The organism is Butyrivibrio sp. ob235, assembly GCF_900109475.1.
In the GTDB taxonomy this organism is placed as follows: Bacteria; Bacillota; Clostridia; order Lachnospirales; family Lachnospiraceae; genus Butyrivibrio.
Window position 1 is genome coordinate 44,908 of sequence record NZ_FOBE01000030.1, and the last position, 11,427, is coordinate 56,334.

Annotated in this window: 10 protein-coding genes and 1 pseudogene; 8 read left to right on the plus strand and 3 right to left on the minus strand. The window is 42.5% G+C overall.

Features of this window, described 5'->3' with window-relative positions:
* The first annotated feature begins 4 nt into the window (after positions 1-4).
* Positions 5-1,081 carry a CDP-glucose 4,6-dehydratase gene (rfbG, locus tag BMW61_RS17265; protein ID WP_091824488.1) on the plus strand — a complete coding sequence of 359 codons (1,077 nt, stop codon included), beginning with the start codon at positions 5-7 and terminating at the stop codon, positions 1,079-1,081.
* Positions 1,082-1,112: 31 nt separating this feature from the next.
* Here rfbG and BMW61_RS22300 read toward each other — a convergent pair whose 3' ends face one another.
* Together BMW61_RS22300 and BMW61_RS17275 are read right to left on the minus strand one after the other, a co-directional pair.
* Complete coding sequence (locus BMW61_RS22300; protein ID WP_207650197.1) at positions 1,113-1,910, minus strand: hypothetical protein; 798 nt, start codon at positions 1,908-1,910, stop codon at positions 1,113-1,115.
* Positions 1,897-2,706, minus strand: a complete 810-nt coding sequence (locus BMW61_RS17275; RefSeq protein WP_091824491.1) for a HipA domain-containing protein — start codon at positions 2,704-2,706, stop codon at positions 1,897-1,899. The genes BMW61_RS22300 and BMW61_RS17275 overlap by 14 nt, the downstream gene beginning before the upstream one ends.
* A gap of 206 nt (positions 2,707-2,912) precedes the next feature.
* Between BMW61_RS17275 and BMW61_RS17280 the strand changes: the two genes are divergently transcribed.
* The 7 genes from BMW61_RS17280 to BMW61_RS17310 all read left to right on the plus strand — a co-directional run bounded on the left by BMW61_RS17280 (position 2,913) and on the right by BMW61_RS17310 (position 10,928).
* Positions 2,913-4,760, plus strand: a complete 1,848-nt coding sequence (locus tag BMW61_RS17280) for an AAA family ATPase (RefSeq protein ID WP_091824494.1) — start codon at positions 2,913-2,915, stop codon at positions 4,758-4,760.
* 104 nt (positions 4,761-4,864) lie between these two features.
* Positions 4,865-5,509 carry an acetyltransferase gene (locus BMW61_RS17285; RefSeq protein ID WP_091824498.1) on the plus strand — a complete coding sequence of 215 codons (645 nt, stop codon included), beginning with the start codon at positions 4,865-4,867 and terminating at the stop codon, positions 5,507-5,509.
* A 30-nt stretch (positions 5,510-5,539) separates the two neighbouring features.
* Positions 5,540-6,538: an N-acetylneuraminate synthase gene (neuB, locus tag BMW61_RS17290; RefSeq protein WP_091824501.1), complete on the plus strand. Its 999-nt coding sequence runs from the start codon at positions 5,540-5,542 to the stop codon at positions 6,536-6,538.
* The gene (gene neuC / locus BMW61_RS17295) at positions 6,535-7,764 is read left to right on the plus strand and encodes a UDP-N-acetylglucosamine 2-epimerase (protein ID WP_091824504.1); all 1,230 of its coding nucleotides are present in this window, start codon (positions 6,535-6,537) and stop codon (positions 7,762-7,764) included. The genes neuB and neuC overlap by 4 nt, the downstream gene beginning before the upstream one ends.
* A gap of 25 nt (positions 7,765-7,789) precedes the next feature.
* A complete protein-coding gene (locus BMW61_RS17300; RefSeq protein WP_091824519.1) occupies positions 7,790-8,476 on the plus strand; it encodes an acylneuraminate cytidylyltransferase family protein in 687 nt (228 codons plus the stop codon).
* Positions 8,477-8,507: 31 nt separating this feature from the next.
* A complete protein-coding gene (locus BMW61_RS17305) occupies positions 8,508-9,590 on the plus strand; it encodes a nucleotidyltransferase family protein (RefSeq protein WP_091824507.1) in 1,083 nt (360 codons plus the stop codon).
* 108 nt (positions 9,591-9,698) lie between these two features.
* Positions 9,699-10,928, plus strand: coding sequence for a bacterial transcriptional activator domain-containing protein (locus tag BMW61_RS17310; RefSeq protein ID WP_091824510.1), 1,230 nt, complete (start codon positions 9,699-9,701; stop codon positions 10,926-10,928).
* Positions 10,929-11,280: 352 nt separating this feature from the next.
* Here BMW61_RS17310 and BMW61_RS22610 read toward each other — a convergent pair.
* Positions 11,281-11,427 (minus strand): annotated as a pseudogene (locus BMW61_RS22610) (ISNCY family transposase); the annotation flags it as partial.

The window sequence follows — 11,427 nt, forward strand, 5'->3', positions numbered from 1 at the left end:
GCCTATGAATGCTGAAAATCTTAAAGCTATAAAGGAGTTCTATTCCGGGAAACGTGTGCTCGTTACCGGCCATACAGGTTTTAAGGGAAGCTGGATGTGCGCTGTGCTTTGCCATCTCGGAGCGGATGTGTACGGCTATGCCCTCGAACCTTCTGGTGATTCGAAGCTTTATGAGATTCTGGGTACTTATCAGGATGTAAAAAGTGAGATTGGGGACATTCGCAATCTTGATAAGCTGAAGAAATATTATGAGAGCGTTACTCCTGAGGTTGTCATTCATATGGCGGCGCAGCCTATTGTGCGCGAATCATATAAAGATCCCGTTAATACCTATTCGACCAATGTGATGGGAACGGTGAATATTCTGGAGTGCGTGAGGTTGTTTTCTGAAAAGGTGAGTTTCTTAAATGTCACCACTGACAAGGTATATGAGAATTCGGAACGACCGGATCATGCTTTTTGTGAGGATGAAAAGCTGGACGGCTACGATCCTTACTCGAATTCTAAGAGTTGCTCGGAATTAGTGACTCATTCCTACGAGAAATCATTTTTCAAAGATAATAAGAATATACAGATATCCACTGCCCGCGCAGGAAATGTCATAGGCGGCGGGGATTTTGCTGCGGATAGGATAATTCCGGATTGTGTGAGAGCGACAATAAAGGGCGAGAGTATCGCTGTAAGGAATCCGGTTTCTGTAAGGCCGTATCAGCATGTACTTGAGCCGGTTTTTGCATATCTGCTCATAGCTATGAGGCAGACTGAGAATCATGAGCTGTCCGGTTCATATAATGTTGGACCTGATCCGGAGTCCTGCGTGACTACGGGGGAACTTGCAGACAGATTTGTGAAGTGCTGGGGAGAAGGTGCGTCCTGGAAGGATTTATCAGAGACGGATGCGCCTCACGAGGCAGGCTTTCTGCAGCTTGATTCTTCAAAATTAAAGAGGACTTTTGACTGGAAACCAAAGTGGCACATTTCTGAGGCGATAGACAGGACTGTCAGCTGGTACAAGGCTTGGAATTCGGGCGAGGATATGCGCGAGTTTACGGATGACCAGATCAGGGAATGGATGGGATAGTTATCACAATTTTTTAATGCTTTATCATTTTTTACCACATATTCCTCACGACATCTCCTTTTGAAAAAAGATTCCCCTTCACGTTCTCCTTCACGGGTGTAAGCTGTCCGCGTTTTACCATATAGGACAGATTCTGTCTGGAGCATTCCAATATCTCGCAGCATTCGGTGGTGTCTGCGAGATTATTTTTGGCAAACAGGAAAAAGTCATGCGGTCTTAGTGGTATAAAAGTGCCTGCTTCATACAGTTCAGATGCAGGAATGTCTATAGAATCGTTGAACGTAATGAAATATCCACCTGTGCCGATTTGACAGGAGGAAAAAAGAGTTCTGTTTCTAATAACGGCATCAACATCAGGAAGATAACTGAGGGTTCGCAGATCAATTTTTCTAATGGTATCATCTGCAAAAAAACAAAGCAAAAAGGTACCGTCCAGAATCGTGCAGTTAGTAAGATTCTTTTTCTGCCTTTCTAATACATATTCAGGCAATTTCTCAATCCTTTTTATATACAGACTGTCTTGAGAGCATCGGCCATGAGATAGTTCAAGGAATTTTATTTCATCATATTCCCTGAGGCCGTGCGTGGTTAGGATGTCGCCTATGTTCTGACGACTGTTCGGGATAATGCGCTCTTTGACCCATAATAAGCTTACGTCGCGGGGGATGGTCAATATTCCCCTTTTAACATAGTTTGTCAGCAGGAGCGGGGCACTCCACTCGTCAAGGTATTCTTGTAGTTCTATTATGAAGGATTTTTCTTTTTCATAATATAAAAGAATGCCTATCGATATGTCATTTTCCTTATCAAAAATCTCATAGATTTTCATAAAATAAGTACCTCTCATAGATCATATCCCAGATTTTGTTTATGAAAATAGCGGGTAGTATGTCATCCAATCCATCCAGCAGAAAACACTTATCGGTCTCTTTGAGTTGATTTGGAAAGAGATTCTTCTGCCCTTTTATAATTTCCAGATTCTCCAAACATGAACGTGTGCCGATGTAATTGTTACATGGTTTATCCGCCATAACATCAAAGGCAGAAGCAGTTTCTGGTGTAAGGCATGAGCATAAAAGAGATGATCCGTGATCGAATAAGGGGGCTATTCTCAGCGTGTGCTGTCTCGAGTTTCTCAGAACTTCAATGTTGGCTCCGTGGCGATCCCTATTGAGGATTATATAGTCGAAGGCTATCATTCTGTCTATGTATTCTTTAAAGCCCTGCCTTACGCAAAAATCGTATTTGGATTCTCCGGGATTGGCGCCTGTTCTATAATAATCGTCCAGTGCAATTTTGCTTTCGCCTCGTTTCTTGAAGTCTTCGGAAGCACATAGATAGGTGCTATAAATTCTGCCGTCGATAGCTATGTCCGCGTTTATAAGGGTGTAGCTAAGGTGCTCTATGCCAAGAATTGTCAGTAGTCTGTCAGCGATAATTTCGTTAATGCACTCGTGTCCGATTATGCCTTTCTCCGAATCAAATAGTGAGAGTTTATAATATTCCTTCTTTTTTCCGAGGGTGGAAGAGGATTTTAGAAAAGTGCCTGCAGTACCGCCGGAGTGCCTTATATGAGACCATTTCAGGTAGGTTAGGTTTTGTTTTTCTTTAATTATTGTGGGCATATAGTACCTCTTAAACTATTATATTTGACGCGCGTAAAATAATATGCTGCATTCAGTATTATTATAGTATATTATTTGTCGAGAGTAAAATAAAAAACTCGATGTAATGCGCATGAAAACATGGTGTATTACATTGGCTTTAACCCCGATTAACCCATAGACACTAGGGTTAATTGGGGTTAAAATTATTTTAGAGGTTAATGATTATGAGTAGTTATAATGACAGTTTTGAACTAAATAAGAAGATTAGTGAACTTCCAAGAGGCTATGTTACGCAGAAGAAGATCAACGAAAAAATATATAATTATCATCAATGGAAGGATGATAATGGAAAGATGCATTATGACAGCGTGAGCGAAGAGGACGCTGCAATTCTTCGGAAGCAGGTAGAACTTAGGAAAGAACTTCAAAAGAATCTTAGGAGTCTTGGGAAAACTGAAAAAAGGCATGAGGGACGCTATCTGATGGAAGCTGGTGTGGCCTATGGAAAGACTGAATTTTCTAATGACTTTGATTTTGAAGTGAATGCCATGTATGGAAGCTCGCTAAGAAATATGGCAGATGCTGCTAAAGGGCTTAAGAAAAGAGACTGCTATGGGATATTGGAAAAGTATATCTATGGAAAGCAGTCTGATAAAGTCTGCCTGATTTATGGCCTTCGTCGTACAGGTAAGACGACTCTTTTAAGGCAGCTCATTCTAGGCATGAAGGATGCTGATTTCACTAAGTCGTTATATATTAAGGCGACGACAGCAGATACGATGGTTGAAATGAATAAAGCTATGAAGCTGGCAGTAAAGGGCGGATTTAAATATTTGTTTATTGATGAAGTTACTCTGATAAGTGACTTCATTGATTCTGCGTCGCTCTTTTCGGATGTCTATGCTGCGCAGGGACTAAAGATTATATTGTCCGGAACGGATTCTTTGGGATTTTATTTTGCTTCCAATGAAGAGTTATACGATCGTGCTGTTATGGTACACACAACATATATTCCATACAGAGAGCATGCCAGGCTATTAGGGATAACTAGTATAGATGACTATATTCGATATGGCGGAACATTAAAAGCGGGTGAACTTAGGTTTGGAGATGATGAGGATTTTGAGGAGGCATCTTTCAGAGATGATGAGAGCACCAGACGTTATATTGATACGGCGATATGTAAAAATATCCAGCATTCGCTGGCATGTTATGAAGAGGGGACTCATTTCAGGAATCTGAAAAGGTTATATGATGCCCATGAACTCACTAATGTCATCAATCGTATTATTCAGGATATGAATCATGATTTTACCAAGGAAGTCATTCTGAAGGAGTTTGTTTCAAGGGACCTTAGGTCATCTGCACAGATGCTTAGAAGTGCAAGAGAACCTGAGAAAAGAACGGATGCGCTTAATGAGATAGATACATCTGATGTCATAAAGAAGTTGAAAGGGATTCTTGATATAAAGGAAAATGAGGAACTCTCAGAGATCATTTCTGAAGCGGTATTAACTGAGATCAAAGAGTATTTGAAAGCTTTGGATTTAATCGAATATATAAAAATTGAATCCAATGCTGCTGGTACAGGTGACCTTTGGCGTACAATTTTTACTCAGCCTGGAATGAGGTACTGCCAGGCACAGGCTCTTGTGTATTTAATTATGAGAAATGAGGAATTCAAAGCGCTTAGTGAACGCGAAAAACTGCTTATTTCAAGTAAAATCCTTGAAGATGTACGGGGGATAATGCTTGAGGATATTGTCCTCTTAGAGACACAGAAGGCTCTGGGGAAGAATAAGCGGGTTTTTAAGCTCCAATTTGATGTCGGCGAGATTGATATGGTCATTTATGATCAGGAAACCGACAGCTGTGAATTGTATGAAATAAAACATAGCAGTGAACGTGCAGATAATCAGTGGAAGCCTCTTATGGATGAGAAGAAACTGGATCACGTTAGGACGATATATGGAATGATTAAAAAGAGATGTGTTCTATATTCCGGAGAGACAGAGGTACTTTCAGATGGCAGAGAATATAGGAATGTTGAGGAATATTTATCTGAAATGTGACGCTGATTAAGAAAGGTCGGATGTTCACGTTATACGAAATATCGAGTATAATATATCTTAGGAATATATTGATTTGTTAGCACCAGTCTCTCGGAGGAATCCACATGGAAAGCATAGTTATGATCGGTGGCGGCGGGCATTGCAAGTCGGTGATCGATGCGGCGCTCAGGTCCAGGAAGTTCGAGAAAATTTATGTAACGGATGTCAATCTAAAGCCCGGGGATACGATTCTTGGCTGTGAGGTTGTGGGCGGAGACGATAAGCTGCCCGAACTTTTGGCTGGAGGCGTTAAGAATGCATTTATAACTGTGGGATTTGTTAAACCGAGCGGCCTTAGAAGTAAATTGTTTTTCATGGCGAAGGATATGGGCTTTTCTTTTCCAAATATAATTGATCCCTCCGCGGTGGTAGCTGCTGATGCAAAGCTTGGAAGCGGGATATTTGTTGGGAAAACTGCTGTGATAAACGCAGGAGCCTCCGTTGGGGATAACGCAATAATTAACACGGGGGCTATAGTGGAACATGATTGCAAAATCGGTGATTTTGCGCATGTGGCGGTTGGAACCAAGGTGTGCGGCGAGAGCAAAGTTGGTGCTAATTCACTGATCGGAGCAGGTGCAACGATTCTGCAATGTGTGGAAGTTGGAAATGATGCGATTATCGGTGCAGGATCAGTGGTTATAAAAAATATCGGAGCATCCTGCACGGCGGTTGGAGCTCCGGCCAGAATACTTAGAAGATGGAACTAGTCTGTAATCATATCTTATGAGGGATAAGCATTGGCGGATAAAGTATTAATCATTGCTGAGGCGGGTGTAAATCATAACGGTTCTTTGGAACTGGCAAAAAAGCTTGTGGATACCGCTAAGGAATGCGGCGCGGATATAGTTAAATTCCAAACGGCGAAGCTATCAAGCCTGGTGTCCAAAAGTGCGCCCATGGCCGAGTATCAAAAGAATAATATCGGTAAGGAAGAATCTCAGAAGGATATGCTTTCAAAACTCCTTCTTCCTTTCGATGACTTTATTACACTTGCGAACTACTGCAAGGAGGTAGGAATAAAGTTCCTGTCTACGCCATTCGATATAGAGAGTATAAGGTTTCTTGATCCGATCCTTGATATATGGAAGATTCCATCCGGAGAGATAACCAATTATCCATACCTTGTAGAGATAGCTAAGACTAACAAGGATATGATTCTCTCGACCGGAATGTGCACCATGGATGAGGTTGCGGATGCAGTGAAGGCGCTTGAGGAAAACGGGACAGGGAAACTGACCATACTTCACTGTACAACAAATTACCCAACACCGATGAAGGATGTGAATCTGAAAGCGATGCTTGCGCTAAAGGAGAAGTTTGGATGTGATGTCGGATATTCGGATCATACACAGGGAATAGAGGTTCCGATAGCGGCAGCAGCACTTGGCGCAACGGTTCTGGAGAAGCACTTTACACTGGACAGGAGTATGGAAGGTCCGGATCATAAGGCATCGCTTGAACCTGATGAACTAAGGCAGATGGTCCTTTCTGTCAGGAATATAGAGATGGCTCTTGGCGATGGAAATAAGCAGCCAACCGAGGCGGAGCTTAAGAATAGATTAGTGGCAAGAAAGAGCATAATTGCCGCAAAAGAAATAAAGGCCGGTGATATTTTTTCAGAAGATAATCTTACCACCAAGAGGCCCGGTAGCGGCATCTCACCCATGAGGTGGGATGAAGTGATAGGGCAAAAGGCGAAGCGGGATTTTAAAGAGGATGAGCTAATCGAACTATGAAAACCATAACAATCATTACCTCCACAAGAGCTGAATACGGTCTTCTTCGTCCTTTGATAAAAAGGCTTCTTGATGATGGAAAGGTGTGCCCTAAGGTTGTGGCTACCGGCGCACATCTGCTTAAGGAATTCGGCGAGACAGTCAAGGAAATCGAGAAGGATTCCTCTGAACTTGGTTTTGAGATAGATGAAAAAATTGATATTTTTAGTGGGGTAAAAGGCGACAGTCCTGCAGATATTTCAAGGATAATGGGGCAGTCGGTAACGCTCTTTGGAGAGTATTTTGATAGAAAAAGATCTGATGCGATAGTGGTTCTAGGAGACAGATATGAGATGCTGTCTGTTTGCAGTGCTGCTATGAATGCGAGGATTCCGATTATTCATATTCACGGCGGCGAAACCACGCAGGGTGCTGTGGATGAGGCGGTGAGACACAGTATTACGAAGATGAGCCAGTTGCATTTCACATCAACTGAGGCGTACAGAAAAAGAGTTATTCAGCTGGGAGAGAATCCTTCGAGAGTATTCAATGTCGGCGCTCTTGGTGTTGAGAATGCATGCAAAGTGGATATCATGCCGCGAGATGAGCTTGAGAAGAGTATTAATAGTGCCAGATTGAATGTGGCTGAAAGGTCGCAAAAGGGAGCAGTAATACTTGGTGATAGATATGCTGTCGGAACTTTCCATCCGGTGACTCTTGAAGATGATAGTGCGGACCAGCAGACAAAGGAGTTACTTGCAGCTCTTGAGCAGTATCCGGATATCACTTATCTTTTTACAAAAGCGGGAGCAGATGCCGGAGGCAGGAAGGTAAACGAGATCCTTGCGAAATATGCTGCTGAGCATGATAACTTCTATCTTGTAGATTCGCTGGGAATGCGCAGATATTTAAGTGCGGTTAAAGGTGCGCTTTTTGTAATCGGTAATTCATCAAGCGGAATAATTGAAGTTCCGTCTTTCCATGTGCCTACGATAAATATCGGTGACAGGCAGAAGGGAAGAGTGGCGGCAGAGTCGGTTATTTACTGTGGTACGGACCAAAAGAGTATTGTGGCGGCAATCGATAAGGCGTTGGATGCTTCTTTCAGAGAGTCGATAAAATATACCGGTAATCCATACGAAAAAGAAGGTACATCGAAAATGATGGCAGAGATTATCGAGAAGTTTATCTTGGAAGACAGACTGGATTTGAAGAAAAGCTTTTATGATGTTGAGTTTGAAACATGAATATGAAGCGGATGAGGCATACACTATGAAGAATCTCGCTATAATCCCCGCGAGGAGTGGCTCGAAGGGGCTTGTGGATAAGAATATAAAGCCGATGAACGGAAAGCCTCTTATGGGCTATACGATTGATGCTGCTCTGGGTTCGGGAGTATTTGATGCTGTTATGGTATCGACAGATTCCGAGAAGTATGCAGAGATCGCAAGAGGGCTTGGCGCAGAGGTTCCGTTTTTAAGAAGTGAGAGGACGGCGTCCGATTCGGCCAGTTCCTGGGATGCGGTTACGGAAGTGATTGAGAAGTATAAGGAGATGGGCAAAAGCTTTGATACTTTCTGTCTCCTTCAACCCACATCTCCTCTTAGGACTTCTGAGGATATACGAGGAGCATACGATCTTTTCACGGAAAAAAAGGCTAAGTTTGTTGTCTCAGTGTGTGAGACGGAGCATCCGCTTTCATGGTGCGGGACACTGCCGGAGGATTTGAGTATGGATGGCTTTATAGAGAGAGCCGGAGCTAATCAGAGGCAGAAGGCTAAGAAGTCATACCGCTTAAATGGCTCGATTTATATTGCGGTTATAGGAGCGTTTGCCGAGGACAATTTTTTCTACAGAGACGGAAGCTATGCTTATGTGATGTCTAAACGTTCCAGTGTTGATATAGATAATGAAGAAGATTTTTTATATGCGGAATTGCTGATGAATAGAGGTTTATAAACGGACTGACAACAGCCATGAGGGGGTACGTATGTCGGAAGAAAACAGCATTACTCTTGAAAAGTTCATCTCAACAAAGGATATAACCATACTTCAGGCTATGCAGAAAATTGATGTTAATACCAGAAGTATTCTGTACATAGTGGAAGATGACGGTGTTCTTGTGGCGAGTATCTCTGACGGCGATATCAGAAGATGGATACTGAAGTCGGGAGATGTTAATGACAATGTCATGATGGCAGCGTTTAAAACGCCGAGATTTCTGTATGAAAATGAGGCGGACAAGTGCAACTTCCTGATGAACAGCGCACATATTACGTCTATTCCGATCCTTGATAAGGAAAATAAAATTGTTAATATTATTTTCCGGGATAAGAGTAAGGCTGATTACATTGAGGCGGCAGATCTTGCGCTCTCCGACACACCGATAATTATCATGGCGGGTGGTAAAGGCACAAGGCTTTATCCATACACCAAGATTTTACCCAAGCCGCTGATCCCTGTGGGCGATATTCCTATTCTTGAGAGAATCATGAACAGGTTCCACGAATATGGGGCGAGAAAGTTCTATCTGACGGTGAATTATAAAAAGGAGATGATAAAGTCCTATTTCGCAGAGCAGAAGGTCCCTTATGAGATTGTGTATGTGGAAGAGGATAAGCCGCTTGGCACCGCCGGCAGCATCAGACTTATTCAGGAAAAATTCGAAAGACCTGTGATTGTGACGAACTGCGATATACTTATCGATGCCGATTATGACAGTATAATAAGGCACCACATTGCATCCGAGAATGGAATAACGATTGTCTCTTCACTTAAAAACTTTCCTATTCCATATGGGGTTCTGGATGCTGAGAAGGAAGGTCTCGTGACGGCTATCAGGGAGAAGCCGCATCTTTCCTATTTTGTCAATACGGGTATGTATGTCGTGAATCCTGCATGCTTTAATATGATACCTCCGGATGTTATGTACCACATGACGGATCTGGCCGATGACCTTATGAAAAGCGGCGGCAGAGTGGGCATGTATCCTATAAGCGAGATGTCTTTCCTTGATATGGGAGAATTCCAGGAGATGAAGCGAATGGAAGACAGAATAAGTGAGGTTTTGTGATAACCAATCATATTCTGAGTTTTGTGTGGTAATATTTTCGCAATAATTTGTGATTTTATGATACAATAGAACATATTTTAATGGGTATGGAGAGAAGCGAAAAAAGTTATGAAAAAAACAAAGTTATACATCAAAACATTAGGTGTGTTTGGTATTGAGTGTAATGGTAAGGAGATTACTCTCGGCAGAAACCGCGCATCTAAGTATATTCAGCTTGTGGCAAGAGTTTTTTCTGCCGGAAGCGAAGGGGTTAAGAAGGAAGATCTTCAGGATGATATCTACTCGGAAGATCTTAATGTGAAGAGTAACCTCAACAACAGTATGAACAACCTGATTTATCAGTTCAGGAAGGTTGCTGAGAAGGCCGGAATTCCGGGCGGTAATGTGTTTGTATTCTCAGACGGTCTTTATAAGGCTGATCCAAGCGTTGAGGCTACAGCTGATAACGTTGAGTTTACAGCTTTTATAAACAATGCCAGAAATTCCGAAAAGGACGAGGATAAGGCGAAGAGCTACCAGAAGGCCTTCGATATTTATAAGGGTAACTTTTTGCCCGAGCTTAACGAGCTTTACTGGATATCCAAAAAGAGTGAGGATTTAAGGACTCTCTATGAGGAGTGCGTAGATTTCCTTGCGGGCTATTACAGAGCTACCGGGAACTACGAAGCTATGGCTAAGATTTTTCATAATGCGTCAGCAATCGATCCCGACTGCGAGTGGCAGGTTGGTGAGATCGATGCCTACAGGCTTATGAAGGATTATAAGAGGGCATATTCTCTCTATGAGGAGATGATCAGATATTATGCTGAGGAGCTTGGAATAGCGCCTACAGATAACATGCAGCGCTGCTATCAGGAGCTTCAGGATGCCGCTTTCTCCGAAGATCATGCAACTAGCCAGGATTCCAGTGAGAATGGGCTTAAGAGCGGTCTTGTGCTTGAGGAAGAGGGTGGCCCTTACGAGTGCCTGTATCCTGAGATGAGAGCTTCTTATCAGATTCTCAGCAGGAATATGGAGAGACACGGTCTTACTGTTTTCCTTCTTCTTCTCACAATCGCCGATTATGAGGGCAAGGAGATCAGACAGGAGGAAAAGGCCGAGAGACGTATGGAGTCCCTCAGAGTGGCTATTAACGAGACTTTGAGACATGGTGATGCTTTCTGCAGATATTCCAGAACGCAGTATCTTGTGCTTCTTACAGGAACCGGCGTTGAGGAGTGCATGCTGGTACACAGACGTCTTCAGGACAGACTTAAGGTTCTGGCAGGACCCAGAGCCACACTCAACTATCGCATCATTTCTTATGCAGATATGGCTGCAGAGAATGACGAAGAGTAATTTGGAAAGTTTTTTTCAGATTTTTTAGAATTATGTGATGTTTTATCCATAACATTATAAAAGCTTTATATTTAGTTCATAATTAAATAAATGATAGTGATATAATTTAGGTAATTGCGAAACTCGCTTTGCTCGTTCGCAATCTTGAATTTAAACAAGGAAAATTCATGCAGGGCATGAATCCTCTGAAATAAAATGTAAGCCGACAGTTTTAGGCGCACTTTAATAAGCATATGGCTTAATGAAGTTGGTAAGTCCTACGCGATTAGCGGTTTTACACTGCGGATATACTCATGATGTTTGATTTTGTCAGCTAGAACGACGGTGATGAGCTGAGTGATACCTGCAAGAATTAGATCAGCATGCAATGTTTTTTCATTTTGTGTGCGACGCCCTGCAAGACAGAGATTCTCTTTCATGTGATTGATATCTCTTTCAACGACGGTTCTGATTTTATAGGTGTTATCCCATTCTTCAGTACCGCGCAGTATCCCTGGAT